This window comes from Gordonia hongkongensis (genome assembly GCF_023078355.1).
Classification (GTDB): Bacteria; Actinomycetota; Actinomycetes; order Mycobacteriales; family Mycobacteriaceae; genus Gordonia; species Gordonia hongkongensis.
The window spans coordinates 3,416,151-3,434,051 of record NZ_CP095552.1; the positions used below are offsets into that span (position 1 = coordinate 3,416,151).

The 17,901-nt window shown below is 67.7% G+C and carries 19 protein-coding genes and 1 pseudogene; 13 read left to right on the forward strand and 7 right to left on the reverse strand.

Annotation, left to right across the window (positions count from 1 at the left end):
- Positions 1-108 precede the first annotated feature (108 nt).
- The 7 genes from MVF96_RS15420 (at position 109) to MVF96_RS15450 (ending at position 3,069) form a co-directional block, all read left to right on the forward strand.
- On the forward strand, positions 109-609 hold the full coding sequence (locus tag MVF96_RS15420) for an Asp23/Gls24 family envelope stress response protein (RefSeq protein WP_058252039.1): 501 nt from the start codon (positions 109-111) through the stop codon (positions 607-609).
- Positions 609-947, forward strand: coding sequence for a hypothetical protein (locus MVF96_RS15425; RefSeq protein ID WP_247449588.1), 339 nt, complete (start codon positions 609-611; stop codon positions 945-947). Before MVF96_RS15420 ends, MVF96_RS15425 begins: the two co-directional genes overlap by 1 nt.
- Positions 944-1,123, forward strand: coding sequence for a DUF2273 domain-containing protein (locus MVF96_RS15430; RefSeq protein ID WP_065630080.1), 180 nt, complete (start codon positions 944-946; stop codon positions 1,121-1,123). The genes MVF96_RS15425 and MVF96_RS15430 overlap by 4 nt, the downstream gene beginning before the upstream one ends.
- Positions 1,116-1,661 (forward strand): Asp23/Gls24 family envelope stress response protein, encoded by a 546-nt coding sequence (locus tag MVF96_RS15435; protein ID WP_247449589.1) that lies wholly within the window; start codon positions 1,116-1,118, stop codon positions 1,659-1,661. Before MVF96_RS15430 ends, MVF96_RS15435 begins: the two co-directional genes overlap by 8 nt.
- Positions 1,658-2,254, forward strand: coding sequence for an Asp23/Gls24 family envelope stress response protein (locus MVF96_RS15440; RefSeq protein ID WP_247449591.1), 597 nt, complete (start codon positions 1,658-1,660; stop codon positions 2,252-2,254). Before MVF96_RS15435 ends, MVF96_RS15440 begins: the two co-directional genes overlap by 4 nt.
- Positions 2,251-2,799 (forward strand): hypothetical protein, encoded by a 549-nt coding sequence (locus MVF96_RS15445; protein ID WP_247449593.1) that lies wholly within the window; start codon positions 2,251-2,253, stop codon positions 2,797-2,799. Before MVF96_RS15440 ends, MVF96_RS15445 begins: the two co-directional genes overlap by 4 nt.
- Positions 2,800-2,871: 72 nt before the next feature.
- Positions 2,872-3,069: a CsbD family protein gene (locus MVF96_RS15450; RefSeq protein ID WP_058252045.1), complete on the forward strand. Its 198-nt coding sequence runs from the start codon at positions 2,872-2,874 to the stop codon at positions 3,067-3,069.
- Between the two features lie 105 nt (positions 3,070-3,174).
- Here MVF96_RS15450 and MVF96_RS15455 read toward each other — a convergent pair whose 3' ends face one another.
- The 4 genes from MVF96_RS15455 to MVF96_RS15470 all read right to left on the reverse strand — a co-directional run bounded on the left by MVF96_RS15455 (position 3,175) and on the right by MVF96_RS15470 (position 6,324).
- Positions 3,175-4,389 carry an RtcB family protein gene (locus MVF96_RS15455; protein ID WP_418930392.1) on the reverse strand — a complete coding sequence of 405 codons (1,215 nt, stop codon included), beginning with the start codon at positions 4,387-4,389 and terminating at the stop codon, positions 3,175-3,177.
- Between the two features lie 173 nt (positions 4,390-4,562).
- Positions 4,563-5,045: a peroxiredoxin gene (locus tag MVF96_RS15460; protein WP_247449597.1), complete on the reverse strand. Its 483-nt coding sequence runs from the start codon at positions 5,043-5,045 to the stop codon at positions 4,563-4,565.
- Positions 5,042-5,464: a DUF3052 domain-containing protein gene (locus MVF96_RS15465; RefSeq protein ID WP_058252048.1), complete on the reverse strand. Its 423-nt coding sequence runs from the start codon at positions 5,462-5,464 to the stop codon at positions 5,042-5,044. Before MVF96_RS15465 ends, MVF96_RS15460 begins: the two co-directional genes overlap by 4 nt.
- 239 nt (positions 5,465-5,703) lie before the next feature.
- Positions 5,704-6,324 (reverse strand): hypothetical protein, encoded by a 621-nt coding sequence (locus tag MVF96_RS15470; protein ID WP_211539352.1) that lies wholly within the window; start codon positions 6,322-6,324, stop codon positions 5,704-5,706.
- Between the two features lie 151 nt (positions 6,325-6,475).
- Between MVF96_RS15470 and aceE the strand changes: the two genes are divergently transcribed.
- The 6 genes from aceE (at position 6,476) to MVF96_RS15500 (ending at position 15,000) form a co-directional block, all read left to right on the forward strand.
- The gene (gene aceE / locus MVF96_RS15475; protein WP_247452123.1) at positions 6,476-9,355 is read left to right on the forward strand and encodes a pyruvate dehydrogenase (acetyl-transferring), homodimeric type; all 2,880 of its coding nucleotides are present in this window, start codon (positions 6,476-6,478) and stop codon (positions 9,353-9,355) included.
- Positions 9,356-9,433: 78 nt separating this feature from the next.
- Positions 9,434-10,705 (forward strand): PucR family transcriptional regulator, encoded by a 1,272-nt coding sequence (locus tag MVF96_RS15480; RefSeq protein WP_058252051.1) that lies wholly within the window; start codon positions 9,434-9,436, stop codon positions 10,703-10,705.
- A 195-nt stretch (positions 10,706-10,900) separates the two neighbouring features.
- Entirely contained in the window at positions 10,901-11,809 is a 909-nt protein-coding gene (locus MVF96_RS15485; RefSeq protein ID WP_137810264.1) for an ACP S-malonyltransferase, read from the forward strand.
- 131 nt (positions 11,810-11,940) lie between these two features.
- Entirely contained in the window at positions 11,941-12,243 is a 303-nt protein-coding gene (acpM, locus tag MVF96_RS15490; protein WP_058252053.1) for a meromycolate extension acyl carrier protein AcpM, read from the forward strand.
- Positions 12,243-13,511, forward strand: a complete 1,269-nt coding sequence (locus tag MVF96_RS15495; protein WP_065630088.1) for a KasA/KasB family beta-ketoacyl-ACP synthase — start codon at positions 12,243-12,245, stop codon at positions 13,509-13,511. Before acpM ends, MVF96_RS15495 begins: the two co-directional genes overlap by 1 nt.
- Before the next feature lie 37 nt (positions 13,512-13,548).
- Complete coding sequence (locus MVF96_RS15500; RefSeq protein ID WP_247449599.1) at positions 13,549-15,000, forward strand: acyl-CoA carboxylase subunit beta; 1,452 nt, start codon at positions 13,549-13,551, stop codon at positions 14,998-15,000.
- A gap of 73 nt (positions 15,001-15,073) precedes the next feature.
- Here the strand turns inward: MVF96_RS15500 and MVF96_RS15505 are convergent, their stop codons facing one another.
- The 3 genes and pseudogenes from MVF96_RS15505 to MVF96_RS15515 form a co-directional block, all read right to left on the reverse strand.
- The gene (locus MVF96_RS15505) at positions 15,074-15,592 is read right to left on the reverse strand and encodes a DUF3145 domain-containing protein (RefSeq protein WP_010841193.1); all 519 of its coding nucleotides are present in this window, start codon (positions 15,590-15,592) and stop codon (positions 15,074-15,076) included.
- A gap of 128 nt (positions 15,593-15,720) precedes the next feature.
- Positions 15,721-16,538: pseudogene (locus tag MVF96_RS15510) on the reverse strand (serine hydrolase domain-containing protein).
- A gap of 23 nt (positions 16,539-16,561) precedes the next feature.
- Positions 16,562-17,692 carry an NDMA-dependent alcohol dehydrogenase gene (locus MVF96_RS15515; protein WP_065630090.1) on the reverse strand — a complete coding sequence of 377 codons (1,131 nt, stop codon included), beginning with the start codon at positions 17,690-17,692 and terminating at the stop codon, positions 16,562-16,564.
- Positions 17,693-17,901: the final 209 nt, after the last annotated feature.

Consider the following 17,901-nt stretch of genomic DNA (forward strand, 5'->3'; position numbering starts at 1 on the left):
GTCCGTCCCGACTGACCTTACAGACGGATCGTGAACAGCCTTTGCGATCGCGCATCATCCGAACGCGGTCCGTCTACGAAGAAGACACGACGACCGAAGGAGTTCGACATGTCCGCAAGCGCCACCACCACCAAGGACGCCACCAAGGACGACGCCACCACCGTCGACGCCACGCGCACCGACGGCGCCGCGGGCCGTGCCCTCGCCCGCCGTGATCCGTCGGGCGACCGGGGACGCACCTCCATCGCCGACATCGTGGTCGCCAAGGTCGCCGGGATCGCCGCACGCGAGATCGACGGTGTCCACGACCTGGGCGGCACCACCGAGCGCGTGGTCGGCCGGGTCCGCGACGTCCTGCCGGGCACGACGGTGAGCACCACCCAGGGCATCGAGGTCGAGGTCGGCGAGCGTCAGGCCGCCGTGGACGTCTCGATCGTGGCCGAGTACGGCGTCGCGATTCATCAACTCGCAGCGGCCATTCGACGGAATGTGGTCTCGGCGATCGAGCAGATGACGGGTCTCGAGGTCACCGAGGTCAACATCACCGTGCACGACATCGCGTTCGGCGACGACGAGCAGGAGTCGAACACCACCCCGCGGGTCCAGTGATGACGTCGGACCTCCCGGCGGCGCGGACCGACGACGGGGGCCCACTGGCGGAACGCCTCGCCACCGCCGTCCTCGCCGTACCGGGCGTCCGTGACCTGCACAACGGCCTGTTCGGGGAAATCGCCACGTATCTCCCCGGGCGTCGGGTCCCGGGCGTGTCCCTCGCCGACGACCACGGCGAGGTCCACATCGTCGTCGACGCAGCGTACGACCTCCACGGCACTGCCGCGCGGGTACGCGATGTCACCGAGGAGCTCGCCGCGAGACCCGTCACGGTGACCGTGGCAGACATCAGCGTCAGCTCGAAGCCGACTCCGAAAGATGGTGAAGCGCAATGAACAACGCGATCGTGGGCCTGTTCGCCGGCCTGCTCCTCGCTCTGGCCGCCGTCGCCGGCGGGCTGGCCGGTTTCCTGCTGGCCATCGTGCTCGGCGCCGCGGGACTCGTGCTGGGACTCAACCGGGACGGCACCATCGATCTGGGCGCACTCCTGCGGAGCCGGGGTCGTGGCTGAGCACGAATCCGGCGGGCCCGCCCGGGATGCTCACCCGACCGCGGGTGACTCGCCGCCCGGCACGCTCACCGTCGCCGATCGCGTGATCGAGAAGATCGCGGCCCGAGCGGCTCTCGACATCCCGGGGGTCGTCCGCCATCGCGGTGGCGTCGGGTCGGTACTGGGAGTCGGTGAGCGGAACTTTCCCGACGCGGCCGTTCATGCGGGCGGCGCCAGGATCACCCTGTCCCTCGCCCTCGAATGGCCGTGCGCGGTCGCCGAGGTATCCCGCACCGCACGCGATCACGTCGCCGCCGAGGTCGAGCGACTCGCCGGGATCGTTCCGCTTCGCGTCGACGTGACGGTGTCCAAGTTCGAGCCACGACAGGCGATCCGGCGCCTGCAGAAGGGTTACGTGGACCTGCCGCCGGTCTCCGACGAGCCCGAATACGACGACGTTGACGCCCACATTCGCGACAACGACCCGCGCCCCGACGACCCGGACAACACCGACGCATTCACTCCGACCATCAGCATCGACACGGGGGTACGACGATGACGCAGACCGCACCCGAATCGGGTACCGCTCCTGTCGCGACCCTACGGAACACCGACGCCCAGAACGTCTTCCCACCTGCAGCTCTCCCGGGCGCTGCGATCGCCGGCGCAGCGTTGGGGCTCGCTCTCCTCGCTCTCGGCGCGGCAGCCGTACGCGACATCGCCGTCGACGCGAGCTGGCTCAATGGTCGTCCGTGGTCGGTCACCGCCGCCGAGTGGGTCGCAGAACTGCAGTGGCAGAACTGGATGTGGCCGGCCGCGATCGGGTCGATCTTCGTAGGCCTCGTCCTGCTGTGGATCGCGATCAAGCCTCGTCGCCGGACCCACCTCGAACTCGCCGCCGGCGAGGGGATGTGGACCCGCCCCGGAGACGTCGCCCGACGCTGCAGCGCCGCCGTGTCCGACCTGCCCGGCGTACTCGACGCCGACACCGTGGTGACGCGACGGAAGGTCACCTGCACCGTCGGGGTGCGGAGACAGGTCGCCGACCGCGCCCTCATCGACAGCACGGTCGCCGCCGTGGCGGCCGATCTCGCCTCGTCACCGCGGGTTGTGGTGCGCGTGCGCGATCGAGGACCGAGGAGCGTCCGATGAATCGTCTTCCCGCAACCGCACATCGGCTGTCGGTCGGACTCGTGGCGCTGCTGCTCATCATCGTCGGCGTCGGAGCCGTGGCATGGAAGGTCGACGCCCAACCGGTGGCCGGGTGGGTCGACCGTCTCAACGAGCGTGCCGCTCTCGACGCCGCGCAGGCGTCCCGGTGGGTCTGGGTATTGGCCGGCGTCACCGTGATCGCGATCGGCTGGGGCCTGTTGTTGCTGGCCACCAACGTACGGCCCCGCGCAGTGGACGACGCTCTGCTCGTCGGTTCCAATCAGACCGGAGCGCTCACCGTCGCACCGAAACTGATCGCGGACGCGGCAGCGACGGAACTGGCCGGGAACCCGCTGTTCCAGAAGGTGACCGCGAGAGCGATCGACGACCGGTCGCGCAGCATCATCCGGCTCGAGGTGTCGGCGACGCCGAATCGGAGCTTCGACGAGGTCACCGCGCCCGTCGCGGAGACCGTCGCCGCCATCCGTACCGCGCTCGGAGAGTCCGGAGTCCACGTCCAGGCTCTCATCCACCTCGACAGGTGACCCGAAGAAGCGACCCCGACGGACGGCCTCATCCGAGGCTGTCGTCGAACCAATGAGATGAAGGAGAAGAGAATGGGATTCAGCGACAAGGTCGGCAACAAGGCCGAGGACCTCTCGGGTAAGGCCAAGGAGGCCGCCGGCGATGTGACCGGTGACGACCAACTCAAGAGCGAGGGCAAGGGCGATCAGCTCTCCGCCGCCGTCAAAGACGGCGTGGAGAACGTCAAGGACGCCGCGTCGAACATCAAGGACAAGCTGACCGGCAAGTGATCATCGCCGCCGGCAGCCGAACCTCCCCGCCGGCGGTGACAGGGCGAATCCCGGAGGTGCTCAGCACCTTCGGGGTTCGTCCTGTTGTCGGCCAGGAACGGTCGGTCACGTCCCCTTGACGTTGAGGATCTGTCGCAGGGTGTACTCGATGTCCACCAGATCGACGGCGTCGGCCATGACCTGCTCGATGTCCTTGTACGCGTCCGGGATCTCGTCGACCCACTGCTCGCCGTGACGGTACTCGATCCCTGCCATCCGGGCGGCGAGATCGTCGGCGGTGAACCGCCTCCGCGCCTCGCTCCGCGAGAACCGCCGACCGGCACCGTGCGGCGCCGAGCACAGGCCCGCGGGATTCCCCTTGCCGCGCACCACATACGACCGTGTACCCATCGAACCCGGGATGACGCCCCGTACGCCCTCATGGGCGTCGATCGCACCCTTCCGGGTGAGCCAGACGTCCTGGCCCGCGTGCGTCTCCCGCACGGTGTAGTTGTGGTGGCAATTGATCCGGTCCACCTCCAGGGATTCCGTTTCCTCGACGACGCCACCGGAGGCGTTGTCTGCGAACCACTTTCCGAACACCTCGACGAAGCGGTCCATCATCTCGGCGCGGTTCTCGAACGCGAACCGCTGCGCCCAGGACAGATCCCCCAGATAGGCGGTCAGTTCCGGGGTCCCCTGCGGCAGGTATGCGAGGTCGGCGTTCGGCAGCTTGATCCACCACTGGCGGCACAACCGCTGAGCGATCTTGATGTGCTTCTGCGCGATCTTGTTGCCGACTCCCCGCGAACCCGAGTGCAGGAACAGCCACACCACGTCGCCCTCGTCGAGGCACAGCTCGATGAAGTGGTTGCCACCGCCGAGCGAGCCCAGCTGCTCCCGCCACTTCGGCGAATGTGACAGGTCGACACCGTCTTTCGTCGCCTGTTCGGCGAGGGCATCAATGCGTGGCCGGGTGAACTCGAACCGGTCCAGACCGCGGTTGTAGTTGCCGGGCGACAGCGGGATCGCGTCCTCGATCGTCCTCCGCAGTCGCCCGAGGTCCATTCCGTCGATGTCCGCGGCGCGCAGGCGCGTCTGCACCGCGATCATGCCGCAGCCGATGTCGACGCCGACGGCCGCGGGAATCACCGCGCCGGTCGTCGGGATGACGGTGCCCACCGCGGAGCCCTTCCCGAAGTGTGCGTCGGGCATGAGGGCGATGTGCGGGTGCACGAACGGCAACCGGGCGGTCTCGGCCGCTTGGGTCAGGGTGTTGTCGTCCACGTGCGATGCATAGTTCAGCACCTTGGGCGACACCTTGGTCGGCATGGAGTTCATCCTCTCGTGTGCGCCCGGGTCAGCGGGCCCACACATCACACCGTCGAATCCCCGGTGCGGCAACCGTATTTCTTCTTCCCGATGCCACCCGGAACTCTCGCCGCCACCCGTCGCGGCGACACGAGACACACCAGGCGACCCGTCATGTACCGACCCGAGTCGACAGCAGATGGTCAGCCGATGACGCCGAGTGCCTTGTCCCAGACCGCGTTCTCGCGCACCTCACCGGGACCGACCATGTCGGCGAAGACGATCGTGCCGTCCCGATCGACGAGAAAGGTCCCGCGGTTCGCGTAGCCGCGATCCTCGTTGAACACCCCGTAGACGCGCGCGGTGTCGCCGTGCGGCCAGAAGTCGGACAGCAGCGGGAACAGGAAACCCTGCGCGGCGGACCACACCTTGTGCGTGGGAGAGGGTCCGACCGAGATGGTCACCGTGGTCACGTCGTCATTGTCGAAACGGGGCTGCTGGTCGCGGATGTAGCCGAGCTCGCCCTGGCAGGTACCGGTGAACGCGAGCGGGAAGAACACGACGAGCACGTTGCGGTCGGCTCGCAGGGTCGACAGCGACACGAGCTGGTTGTTCTGGTCGCGCAGGGCGAAATCCGGGGCCCGGTCACCGACGGTCAGGGGCGCAGAAGGCAGAGCACCGCTCATGCTTTCTTGCCCGCGCGGGCCTTCGGTTGGACCAGTCGGGCCGCCGACCAGTCACCGAGGCTGATGGCCGACGTCTGGGTGAGTCCCGCGGTCGGGGCCGCCTCGGCGATCTCACTCGGATCGACGTAGCCGGACTTGCCGGTCTTCGGCGACAACACCCACACGAAACCGTCTTCGGCGAGCGGACCGATCGCATCCATGAGGGCGTCGACGAGGTCGCCGTCGCCGTCGCGCCACCAGAGGACCACGACGTCGACGACGTCATCGGCATCCTCGTCGACCATCTCGGCGTCGATGGCGTCCTCGATGTCAGCGCGCAGTTCGTCGTCGGTGTCCTCGTCCCAGCCGAGTTCCTGCACGACCAAACCTGCGGTCAAGCCCAGTTTCTGGGCGTTGCTACCGTCTGTGGCGGCTACCACCGCGCGTGACCTCCTGAAGATTCGTGGATCGTTCTGTGCGTCGTCTGTGGCGAATCCGCGTGCGCTCCCGCACGCCGTTCGCCTGTCAGCATAGGCAACAGCCTAGAGCCTCACATTGCAAGCCGAACGCCGTCAGGGATTTCGGGCGTTTCGCACCGGTTCCGTGGCCGACCCGCCCGATCGTTACCCACAGCGGGGCGGAACAAACCGTACCCAGCGGCGCGAGGCGGACGGCGCCGTCAACCCCCGGGTCGCTCGGCCGACGTCGTGGCGGGAACCGACGGTCGAGGTGTGGCCGAGGACGTGGCCGGGAGCGGCGTGTAGGTACCGCACACATCGAGCAGGCGCTGTTTGGTGCGAGACCACTCGCTCGACACCGGGTTCAGGCCGGCACGCAGTTCGCGACTGATCGCGTTCTCGAGGCGTGCGGTCGACGCGAGGAACGCCCGCGCCGGCGTGGAGACGGCCGGTGGCGACGTCTCGGTGATCTTGGGGCGGATCTGGTCGGCACCGGCAATGAGACTGGCACGTGCCTTCTCGTCGAGATCCCCGACCCCGGCGTAGGTCTGTGCCGCGTTCAGCCGGGCGACGAAGGCGTTGAACCCGCGGACCATCACGACCATCGACGCCATCGACTCGCGGCAGAGTTCGACACCCTCGGCACGCACCTCCGCAGCCGCCGAGGCGGACAGTTCGGAGCGGTACACCGCCACCTCGCCGGGCGCCGGCGCCCCCGCGCCATCGACGGTCGACGCGCACGCCCCCGACAGGGCCGCGCCGAGTGCGATCGTGGCCGCGGTCGCCGACCGGACGGCACGACCCCGGCGTCGCCCGTCGGCCGCGCCTCCTCGATCCGGCATCCACTCCCCCTACTGGTCAGTAACCGTTTCTGGACGCTACCGCATCACGCCGATCGGGACACGCGACACGGATCCACCCGGTGCCAAGCCACCCCACATGGGGCACGATGAGGGTAGGCGCCGCACCACATCGGAGTGCGGTGCCGACGCCATGCGGTCGGACCACCACCCCGAGTTCGGCCTGTCAGAGGGAGTAGGCATCACCGTGACCAACCAGATGGACCAAGCGACACAGGACGTCTCGCCGGGCGCCGCCGGGAACACCGGCCCCAGCTCGAACGGACGTGCCGCCGGACAACGAGTCCGGGTCATCCGTGAAGGAGTCGCGTCCTATCTGCCCGACATCGACCCCGACGAGACCGACGAGTGGCTCGACTCGTTCGACGCCCTCCTCGACGCCGCGGGCCCCGGTCGTGCCCGGTACCTGATGTTGCGTCTGCTCGAACGCGCCGGCGAGAAGCGGGTGTCGATCCCCGCGCTCACCTCCACCGACTACGTCAACACCATCCCCACCGAGGCCGAACCCTGGTTCCCCGGTGACGAGGACGTCGAACGCCGTTTCCGCCAGATGATCCGGTGGAACGCCGCGATCATGGTGCACCGCGCACAGCGCCCGGGCGTCGGTGTGGGCGGCCACATCTCCACCTACGCCTCGTCGGCGTCGCTGTACGAGGTCGGCTTCAACCACTTCTTCCGCGGCAAGGACCACTCCGGCGGCGGCGACCACATCTTCATCCAGGGCCACGCCTCCCCGGGCATCTATGCCCGCGCCTACCTCGAGGGCCGCATCGACGAGGCCCGCATGGACGGGTTCCGGCAGGAGCACAGCCACGCCGGCGAGGGCGGCGGCCTGCCGTCGTACCCGCACCCGCGACTGATGCCGGACTTCTGGGAGTTCCCGACGGTGTCGATGGGCATCGGCCCCATGAATGCCGTCTACCAGGCGCGGTTCAACCACTACCTGCACGACCGCGGCATCAAGGACACCTCCGACCAGCACGTGTGGGCCTTCCTCGGCGACGGCGAGATGGACGAGCCGGAATCGCGCGGCTTCGCCAGCTTCGCGGCCACCGAGGGCCTCGACAACCTGACCTTCGTCATCAACTGCAACCTGCAGCGTCTCGACGGCCCCGTGCGCGGCAACGGCAAGATCATCCAGGAGCTCGAGTCGTTCTTCCGCGGTGCGGGCTGGAACGTCATCAAGGTCATCTGGGGCCGCGAGTGGGACTCGTTGCTGCACGCCGACCGTGACGGTGCACTGGTCAACCTGATGAACACCACCCCCGACGGCGACTTCCAGACCTACAAGGCCAACGACGGCGCGTTCGTCCGCGAGCACTTCTTCAACCGCGACCCGCGCACGAAGGAACTCGTCAAGGACCTCTCCGACGCCGACATCTGGAATCTGAAGCGCGGCGGCCACGACTACCGCAAGATCCACGCCGCCTACGCCGCGGCGATGACCCACAAGGGACAGCCGACGGTCATCCTGGCGCACACCATCAAGGGCTATACGCTCGGCAAGCACTTCGAGGGCCGCAACGCGACGCACCAGATGAAGAAGCTGACGCTCGACGACCTGAAGGCCTTCCGCGACAGCACTCGCATCCCGATCACCGACGAGCAGCTCGAGAAGGACCCGTACCTGCCGCCGTATTACAACCCCGGCAAGGACTCGCCGGAGCTGCAGTACATGCTCGACCGGCGCAAGACCCTCGGCGGCTTCCTGCCGAGCCGCCGCACCAAGGCGAAGGTGCTGAAGGCCGACATGAGTTCGGCACTGAAGGCCACCGCGAAGGGCTCGGGCAAGCAGCAGGTCGCGACCACCATGGCGCTCGTGCGCGTCTTCAAGGATCTGTTGCGCGACAAGGAGGTCGGCAAGCGGATCGTGCCGATCATCCCGGACGAGGCGCGGACCTTCGGTATGGACTCGTGGTTCCCGACCCTCAAGATCTACAACCGCAACGGACAGCTCTACACCTCGGTCGACGCCGAGCTGATGCTCGCCTACAAGGAGAGCCCCGAGGGTCAGATCCTGCACGAGGGCATCAACGAGGCCGGGTCGGCAGCCAGCTTCGCCGCGGTCGGCACGTCGTACTCGACCCACGACGAGCCGATGATCCCGCTGTACATCTTCTATTCGATGTTCGGCTTCCAGCGCACCGGTGACAGCTTCTGGGCCGCCGCCGACCAGATGGCGCGCGGCTTCGTCATCGGCGCGACCGCGGGCCGCACCACGCTGACCGGTGAGGGCCTGCAGCACGCCGACGGGCATTCGCCGCTGCTCGCCGCGACCAACCCCGCCGTCGTCTCCTACGATCCGGCCTTCGCCTACGAACTCGGCCACATCGTGGAGAGCGGCATGGAGCGGATGTTCGGCGAGGACCCCGAGAACGTCTTCTTCTACCTGACTGTCTACAACGAGCCGATCAGTCAGCCGGCGAAGCCCGAGGGACTCGACCCGACCGGCATCGTCAAGGGCGCCTACCGGTTCCAGAGGGCGCCAGAGGGCAAGGAACACCCGGCCAACATCCTCGTGTCCGGTGTGACCATGCCCGACGCACTGCGCGCCGCCGACATGCTCGCGGAGGAATGGAACGTCGGCGCCGACGTCTACTCGGTCACGTCGTGGAGCGAGCTCGCCCGGGACGGGATCCGCGCCGACCGCGAGGTACTGCGCGATCCGGCCGCCGAGCCGGCACCGGCGTACCTGACCGAGCTGCTCGCCGACGCCGCCGGCCCGTTCGTCGGTGTCAGCGACTACATGCGCGGCGTGCAGGAGCAGATCCGGGCATACCTCCCGGGCACCTACCTCACGCTGGGGACGGACGGGTTCGGGTTCTCCGACACGCGTCCGGCGGCGCGACGGTTCTTCAACGTCGATGCCGAGTCCATCGTCGTCGCGGTGCTCGTCGCGCTCGCCCGGGACGGCAACATCGAGATGTCGGTGGCCAAGCAGGCCGCCGACAAGTACCAGATCGACGACGTCTCGGCCGCACCCGAGCAGACCAGCGATCCAGGAGTCGCCTGACCGGTCGCGCCGACGGACACGGCCTCCACTCGTCCTCGGTCGGGGAACCCACTCCGGCCGAGGGGCTAGATTGAGGTCGTGTCCGATGCGCGCGTGAACAGGAAGCAGCCACCGGCTGACGTGTTCGGTGAGCGGGGCGCGCACGTACCGGCACCCGCCACCGTGCACGACGCGCTGCCGGACACGCTTCTCCGGCGGGTCAAGCAGTACAGCGGCCGACTCGCCACCGAGGCGGTGCATTCGATGCAGGACCAGCTGCCCTATTTCTCCGACCTCGACGCCGCGCAGCGCGCGAGTGTGCAACTCGTCGTGCAGACCGCGGTGGTCAACTTCGTCGAGTGGATCCAGGACCCCGAGGGCAATGTGAAGTTCACGGTCCAGGCCTTCCAGGTGGTCCCGCAGGATCTCGCCCGCCGCATCACGCTGCTGCAGACCGTCGAGATGGTCCGCGTGGCCATGGAGTTCTTCGAGAAGTGGCTGCCGCTCCTCGCCCGCAACGATGCCCAGCTCCGTGCGCTGACCGAGTCGGTGCTGCGCTACGGACGCGAGATCGGTTTCGCCGCGGCGGCGATCTACGCCTCGGCCGCGGAATCACGTGGAGCGTGGGACTCCCGGCTCGAGGCCCTCGTCGTCGACGCGGTGGTCCGCGGCGACACCGGGCCGCAATTACTCTCTCGCGCAGCGGCGCTCAACTGGGACTCGGATGCGCCGGCCACCGTGATAGTCGGGACGCCGCCGCCGGAACAGAACGTGTCGGTGCCACTGGCGATCCACAACACGGCCAAGTCCTTCGACCGGTCGGCCCTGTCGGTGGTGCAGGGTTCGGTGCTGGTGGCCATCGTGAGCGGTCCCGCCCGTCCCACCGAGAAGTTCGTCGGCGCACTGCTCTCCCACTTCGCCGACGGTCCGGTGGTGATCGGTCCGACCATGCCGAACCTCGGCAGCGCGCACTCGAGTGCCACCGAGGCCATGGCCGGGATCGAGGCAGTGGCCGGGTGGCCGAGCGCGCCGCGGCCGGTCCACAGTCTCGAACTGCTACCCGAGCGCGCGCTCAACGGCGACGAGTCAGCGATGACCGCTTTGATCGAATCCCTCGTCCAGCCGCTCGCCGAGGGCGGTGCGACGCTGACCACCACTCTCGAGGCCTACCTCGACTCCGGCGGCTCGGTCGAGTCCTGCGCCCGAATTCTGTACATCCATCCAAATACGGTTCGCTACCGACTGAAGAAAATTTCGGAAATCACAGGACGTGACCCAACTAACCCGCGCGACGCCTACGTTCTGAGGGTCGCGTCGACGGTGGGTCGACTGACACACTTCCGGCACAAATCGCCAACATCTGCCACATGAGTCACACGGGTTTCATGTCCGATTCACCGTTTGTGCTGATAGGAGCCCTAAGAACACGGTTCGGTAACAAATCTCAGACTGATGACGAACCAGGTGACCTCTAGGTCTCCTTTGTGGGAACCCCACAAAAGCCCGCGACAAGCTTCATGCTTCTCCACACCCACATCCCACGGGTAAAGGGTGTTCTCTGGTCACGTGCTTTCGATGCTTGCTCCCGGACAGGGATCTCAGACACCCGGCATGCTCACGCCGTGGCTCGAATTGCCGGGCGCGCGTGACCAGATCGCCACCTGGTCCAAACAGACCCGTCTGGACCTCGAACGCCTCGGCACCACCGCCACGGCGGAGGAGATCACCGACACCGCAGTGACCCAGCCGCTCGTCGTCGTCGCCGCACTGCTGGCCTACGACGAGGTGCGCAAGCACGGTGAACTGCCCGCCGACGCCGTGGTCGCCGGCCACTCGGTCGGCGAACTCGCCGCCGCCGCGATCACCGGTGTCATCTCGGCCGACGAGGCCGTCACGCTGGCCGCGCTGCGCGGCTCGGAGATGGCGAAGGCGTGTGCCCTGCAGCCCACGACCATGGCCGCGGTCCTCGGGGGCGACGAGGCGGCCGTCCTCGCACGTCTCGACGAACTCGATCTCGTCCCCGCCAACCGCAACGCCGCCGGGCAGATCGTCGCCGCCGGCGCCGTCGCGCAGATCGACGAGCTGATCGCCTCGCCGCCGGAGAAGGCCCGGATCCGCAAGCTCGCGGTCGCCGGCGCGTTCCACACGCACTTCATGGCCCCTGCGCAGGACGCCGTCGCCGCAGCCGCCGCCCGCATCACGCCCGCCGATCCCACCCGGACCCTGCTGTCGAACTCCGACGGACAGCCGGTGACGAACGGAGCCGACGCGCTCGCCAAGCTGGTGGGACAGGTGACCAGGCCGGTCCGCTGGGATCTGTGCTCGGCGTACCTGCGCGACCACTCGGCCCACGCCCTGGTGGAACTTCCCCCGGCGGGGACGCTGGTGGGCATCGCGAAGCGCGAGCTCAAGGGCACCCCCGCGCTGGCGCTCAAGGAGCCCGGCGACATCGCGAAGATCACCGAACTTGGATAGCGGTCGCGGCTGGTCCGCGACCCCCGGAACGTCGGCTTCGATGTCGGCGTGTCCAAGCGCGCGGACTTCTCCGTCCGTGCTGCGCTCCGGAAATCTCACATCCACGTAGGAAGACGAAAGGGAACCACACAGTGGCTGCCACCCAGGAACAACTCATTGCCGGCATCGCCGAGATCATCGAGGAAGTCACCGGCATCGAGCCGTCCGAGGTGACCCTCGAGAAGTCGTTCGTCGACGACCTCGACATCGACTCGCTGTCCATGGTCGAGATCGCGGTCCAGACCGAGGACAAGTACGGCGTCAAGATCCCCGACGAGGATCTGGCCGGCCTGCGCACGGTCGGCGACGCGGTCGCCTACATCCAGAAGCTCGAGAGCGAGAACCCCGAGGCCGCAGCTGCCATCAAGGCGCAGGTCGAGGCAGACGAGGCCTGATGACCCCCTCTTCCCTCCGCGAGTACTCCACGCTGGGTGGGAACTTCCCGAGTGTGGTGGTCACCTCCATGGTGGCCACCACCTCGTTGGGTGGGGATCTCGACTCGACCTGGAAGAACCTGCTGGCCGGCGAATCGGGCATCCGTGAGCTGACCGACGACTTCATCACCAAGTACAACCTCCCGGTGCGCATCGGTGGTCGTCTCCTCCAGGATCCCGCCGAGGAGGTCACGCGCATCGAATCCCGGCGGATGGCCTACGTCGAGCGCATCTCCCACGTGATGAGCAAGCGCCTCTGGGCGCAGGCCGGCGAACCCGACGTCGACAAGGACCGCCTCGCGGTCGTCATCGGCACCGGTCAGGGTGGCGCCGACGCGATGGTCGACGCAGTCCAGGCCATGGAGGGCACCGGCAACTACCGCAAGGTGTCCCCGCTCGCCGTCTCGATGGCGATGCCGAACGGACCGGCGGCCGTCGCGGGACTCAACGTCGGCGCACGCGCCGGCGTGATCACCCCCGTCTCGGCCTGTTCGTCGGGCGCCGAGGCCATCGCGCACGCCTGGCGGCACATCGTCATGGGTGACGCCGACATGGTCGTCACCGGCGGCGTCGAGGGTCACATCGACGCGGTGCCGATCGCCGCGTTCTCGATGATGCGGGCGATGAGCACCCGTAACGAGGACCCCGCAGCGGCGTCGCGACCGTTCGACAAAGATCGCGACGGTTTCGTGTTCGGCGAGGGTTCGGCGATGCTGATCCTCGAACGCGAGGAACACGCCCGCGCACGCGGTGCACATATCCACGCCCGCCTGCTCGGTACCGGCATCACCTCCGACGGATTCCACCTCGTCGCCCCCGACCCGAGTGGTCAGGGCAACGCGCGGGCCATGACGCGGGCCCTGCAGACCGCTGGTCTGCAGCGCTCCGACATCACCCACATCAACGCGCACGCGACGTCGACCCCCATCGGCGACACCGCCGAGGCCGCGGGCATCCTCGCCGCCATCGGACAGCACGCGGCGGTGTACGCGCCGAAGTCCGCGCTCGGACACTCCATCGGTGCGGTCGGGGCGCTCGAGTCGGTTCTGACGATCAAGAGCGTCGAGGAAGGCGTCATCCCGCCGACCCTCAACCTCGAGAACCTGGACCCGGAATGCGACATCGACGTCGTGCACGGTGAACCCCGGTACGGGCAGATCGATTACGCGATCAACAACTCGTTCGGTTTCGGTGGGCACAACGTGGCGCTCGCCTTCGGTCGCTACTGAGCATCACCGCCACACCCCCGACACCCAGGAGACATCGATGACGACCTTGGCTCCCGTTGCCGGCCGCGAAGAAGCCGCCGATCCCCGCGACCCGCTGTTGCGGCTCACCAACTTCTTCGACGAAGGCACGATGTCGCTGCTCCATCCGCGCGACAAGTCGGGCGTCCAGGCCGCCGTCGGACTGGTGCACGGGGTCCGCACGGTCTCCTACTGCACCGACGGCACCGTCATGGGCGGCGCCATGGGTGTCGTGGGGTGTGCGCACATCGTCAACGCCATCGACACCGCCATCACCGAACAGGCGCCGGTCATCGGCATCTGGCACTCGGGTGGCGCCCGCCTCGCCGAGGGTGTCGAGGCGTTGCACGCGGTGGGACAGGTCTTCGAGGCGATGGTGCGCGCCTCGGGCTACATCCCGCAGATCTCGGTGGTCGTCGGCTTCGCCGCCGGCGGCGCCGCCTACGGCCCGGCGCTCACCGACGTCGTGATCATGGCGCCGGCCGGCCGGGTCTTCGTGACCGGCCCGGACGTCGTCAAGAGCGTCACCGGCGAAGAAGTGGACATGGAGTCGCTGGGCGGCCCGACCACCCACGGCAAGAAGTCCGGTGTCTGTCACATCGTCGCCGACTCCGAGCCCGACGCGCTGTGGCGTGCACGGCGTCTGGTGTCGACGTTCACCCAGCAGGGACATTTCGACCGCGAACACGCGCGGGCCGGCGACACCGACCTCAAGGCCCTGCTGCCGGAGTCGAATCGACGCGCCTACGACGTCCACCCGGTCGTCGAGCAGTTGCTCGACTCCGGTGTCGCGGCCGACGGCGAGACCCAGATCTCGAGTTTCGAAGAGCTGCAAGCCAAATGGGCACCGAACATCGTCGTCGGCTTCGGCCGGTTGTCCGGACGCAGCGTGGGGATCATCGCGAACAACCCGCTGCGGATGGGCGGCTGCCTCAACTCCGAGAGCGCGGAGAAGGCATCGCGTTTCGTCCGCCTCTGCGATGCCTTCGGCATCCCGCTCATCGTCATCACCGATGTGCCGGGTTACTTGCCCGGCGTCGGCCAGGAGTGGAACGGCGTCGTCCGCCGCGGCGCGAAGCTCTTGCACGCGTTCGCCGAGGCCTCGGTCCCCCGGGTCACGCTGGTGACCCGGAAGATCTACGGCGGCGCCTACATCGCGATGAACTCGCGTGCGCTCGGCGCCACCGCGGTGTTGGCCTGGCCGGGCTCCGAGGTCGCCGTGATGGGCGCGAAGGCCGCGGTGGGCATCCTGCACAAGAAGGCTCTCGCCGCAGCGCCCGACGACGAGCGTGAGGCCCTGCACGACCGTCTCGCCGCCGAGCACGAGGCGATCGCCGGCGGTGTCGGCCGCGCACAGTCCATCGGCGTGGTCGACGAGATCATCGACCCGGCGCACACTCGCAGCATCATCGCCGAGGCGCTCGCCGCGGCACCCGCGCGCCGCGGTCGCCACAAGAACATCCCGCTCTGACGCGTCGCACAGACGACGAAAGTGCCCCGGTCCTCGAGGACCGGGGCACTTCTCGTTGTCGTTCGTCCCCCTGCTACCCCACCCGCTGCTGCAACCAGGTGACCTCGGCGCCGGCACCGCCCATGCGGTACTGCTCGAGCGCGTTGTCCCACGCGGTTCCGAGCGCGCCTTCGAGTTCACCGGCGAGACCGGCGCTGTCGGGTTGCGATTCGATCATCGAACGCAACTGGTTCTCGCCGATGATGACGTCGCCGTTGGCGCTCGTGGAGCCGCGCCAGAGGCCGAGTCCCGGGACGTAGCAGAACCGTTCACCGTCGACACCCTCGCTGGGGTTCTCGGTCACCTCGAAACGCAGCGCCGACCACTCCCGCAGCGCCGTCACCAGACGAGCCGCGGTGCCGACCGGACCCGCCCAGTCGACAGTGGCACGCTGCATGCCGGGTTCGGCATCCTGTGCCGACCATTTCAGGTTGGCGCGCGCATTCAGGGTCGACGACAGAGCCCACTCCACATGCGGGCACAGCGCCACCGGCGCCGAGTGGATGTAGACCACTCCTGTTGTCATGTCCGCAAACTGATTCAGATTGCGCACCTTGTTCACCTCCGTTGTCGACGAGGAACGTCTTCCCCAACACACCTCGCGACAGCGGATATCACATTCGTAGGGTCAATTGTGCCCCATGATGCACGTGTTGCGCTAGTTTCTCCTGCGAGAAAAATTCAGTTCTGTGACGAGAGTTCATCAACGACACGATCGTTGAATTCGCTCCACAGCGGCTTCGCCCATGGTCCGAAGAGCCGATCCGTCAGCACGACGCAGGCCGCGTCGAGCGCCGGATCCACCCAGAGGAACGTGCCGGCCTGACCGAAGTGCCCGAACGTCCGCGGGAGTTCCTCGTCCCGGTCCAGTGCGGCGACTTCTCGGACCTGATCTCGAAGCCGATCCCCCAGTCGTTGGGACGGTGCTTGCCGTACCCGGGGACGAATCCGTCGAGTCCGGGGAACCGCACCGACGTCAGCGTCCCGAAGGTCTCCGGCGCCAGCAGGCGCGGATCCAGCAACTCGCGGGCAAAGGCCGCCAAATCCGCCACGCTCGAGCGGGCGGCATGCCCGGCCGGCCCGTAGAGCGTCGTCGACGACATCTCCAGCGGCGCGCACACGGCTTCGGAGAGATAGCGGCCGAACTCGATACCGGTCGCCTCGGCCACGACCTCGGAGGCCACCTCGAAGCCCGCGCTCGAGTAGATCCGCTGCTCCCCCGGCGGGGCCTCGACCTCGCGGGTGTCGTAGGCCAGGCCGGACGCGTGCGAAAGCAGGTGGGCAAGGGTCGACCCCGACGGCCCGGCCGGGTCGTCCAGCTCGACGGCTCCCTCCTCGACGGCGACGAGCACCGCGTAGGCCACCAGCGGCTTCGTGACCGAGGCGAGCTCGTAGACGCGAGCGGGGTCGCCGAACTGGTCGGCGACCCCGTCGCGGGTGATGATCGCCGCCGACACGTGGTCGACGGGCCATTCCGTCAGAGAATCAAGGACAGACACATCGGGTCACGTTACCCGGGTGCTCACCAGTCCTCTTCGGTGTAGCGGATGACTCCGCGGATGTTCTTGCCGTCCAACATGTCCTGGTAGCCCTCATTGATCTGGTCCAGACGGTACTGCCGGGTGATCATGTCGGCGATGTTGAGCTTGCCGATCTTGTACATCGACAGCAGCTGTGGGATGTCGAGCTTCGGGTTGGCACCGCCGAAGATCGAACCCTGCAGATTCTTCTGGAGCAGGGTCAGCATGGCGAGATTGAGGTTGACATCGCTCTCGAGCATGTTGCCCATACCGGTCAGGACGCAGGTGCCACCCTTGGCGGTGATACCCATCCACAGGTCGACGTCCTTGCCGTGGACCTCGCCGACCGTGACGATCACCTTCTGGCACATGCCGCCGTGAGTGGTCTCCGCGATCGCCATGGCCGCCTCTTCGACCGTGGCGAAGGCCGCGGTGGCCCCGAACTTGAGCGCCTGCTCCCGCTTCCACTCCACCGGGTCGATGGCGAACAGGTTGCGGGCGCCGGAGATGACCGCGCCCTGTAGGGCCGCGGTACCCACGCCGCCGACACCCACGATCGCGACGTCCTCCCCCGGTCGTACGTCGCCGCTGCGGGTCGACGAGCCGTAACCGGTGGGGATGCCACAGCCGCAGAGCGCCGCGACCTCGAACGGGATGTCCTTGTCGATCTTCACCGCCGAGGCCTCGTGCACGACCATGTACGGCGCGAAGGTGCCCAGCAGCGTCATCGGGTAGACGTTCTCGCCGGCGGCGGTCTGGATCCGGAAGGTGTTGTCCGACACCGCCTCGCCCTGCAGCAGCATGGCGCCGAAGTCGCACAGGTTGGCCATTCCCGACTGACACGACGGACACTTGCCGCACGACGGGATGAACGACAGCACGACGTGGTCGCCGACCTCGAAGTCGGTGACTCCCTCACCGACCTCGGCCACGACGCCCGCACCCTCGTGACCACCGAGGATCGGGAACCCGGCCATCGGGATGCCACCGGTCATCAGGTGATGATCGGAGTGGCACATGCCGGCGGCTTCCATCTTGATCTTGATCTCGTGGGCCTTGGGATCGCCGATCTCGATGTCCTCGATCGCCCACGGCTTGTTGTGCTCCCGCAGCAATGCACCTTTTGTCTTCACTGAACTCCTCCGTTCGAACCGGCGACGTGTCACACCGGGAGGACCTACACACTCCGACGGTTGCCGCCATGACGTGACAGTAGTCACTCAACCACAAAATTGGAACGTGTTCTAGTGCGTGTTTCCTTGGCGCGTCGATGCCGGCGGTGGTCGGGACGGACGAGACCACGACGACCTGGGCGCGAGTGCTCGCGCCCAGGTCGGAGGGT

What these genes read in the sequence shown, in the direction of transcription:
- MVF96_RS15450 (WP_058252045.1), top strand. Translation starts at nt 2,872, where the DNA reads ATGGGATTCAGCGACAAGGTCGGCAACAAGGCCGAGGACCTCTCGGGT.
- aceE (WP_247452123.1), top strand. Translation starts at nt 6,476, where the DNA reads ATGCGGTCGGACCACCACCCCGAGTTCGGCCTGTCAGAGGGAGTAGGC.
- MVF96_RS15425 (WP_247449588.1), top strand. Translation starts at nt 609, where the DNA reads ATGACGTCGGACCTCCCGGCGGCGCGGACCGACGACGGGGGCCCACTG.
- MVF96_RS15460 (WP_247449597.1), bottom strand. Translation starts at nt 5,045, where the DNA reads ATGAGCGGTGCTCTGCCTTCTGCGCCCCTGACCGTCGGTGACCGGGCC.
- MVF96_RS15420 (WP_058252039.1), top strand. Translation starts at nt 109, where the DNA reads ATGTCCGCAAGCGCCACCACCACCAAGGACGCCACCAAGGACGACGCC.
- MVF96_RS15495 (WP_065630088.1), top strand. Translation starts at nt 12,243, where the DNA reads ATGACCCCCTCTTCCCTCCGCGAGTACTCCACGCTGGGTGGGAACTTC.
- MVF96_RS15500 (WP_247449599.1), top strand. Translation starts at nt 13,549, where the DNA reads ATGACGACCTTGGCTCCCGTTGCCGGCCGCGAAGAAGCCGCCGATCCC.
- MVF96_RS15470 (WP_211539352.1), bottom strand. Translation starts at nt 6,324, where the DNA reads ATGCCGGATCGAGGAGGCGCGGCCGACGGGCGACGCCGGGGTCGTGCC.
- MVF96_RS15440 (WP_247449591.1), top strand. Translation starts at nt 1,658, where the DNA reads ATGACGCAGACCGCACCCGAATCGGGTACCGCTCCTGTCGCGACCCTA.
- MVF96_RS15455 (WP_418930392.1), bottom strand. Translation starts at nt 4,389, where the DNA reads ATGAACTCCATGCCGACCAAGGTGTCGCCCAAGGTGCTGAACTATGCA.
- MVF96_RS15430 (WP_065630080.1), top strand. Translation starts at nt 944, where the DNA reads ATGAACAACGCGATCGTGGGCCTGTTCGCCGGCCTGCTCCTCGCTCTG.
- MVF96_RS15445 (WP_247449593.1), top strand. Translation starts at nt 2,251, where the DNA reads ATGAATCGTCTTCCCGCAACCGCACATCGGCTGTCGGTCGGACTCGTG.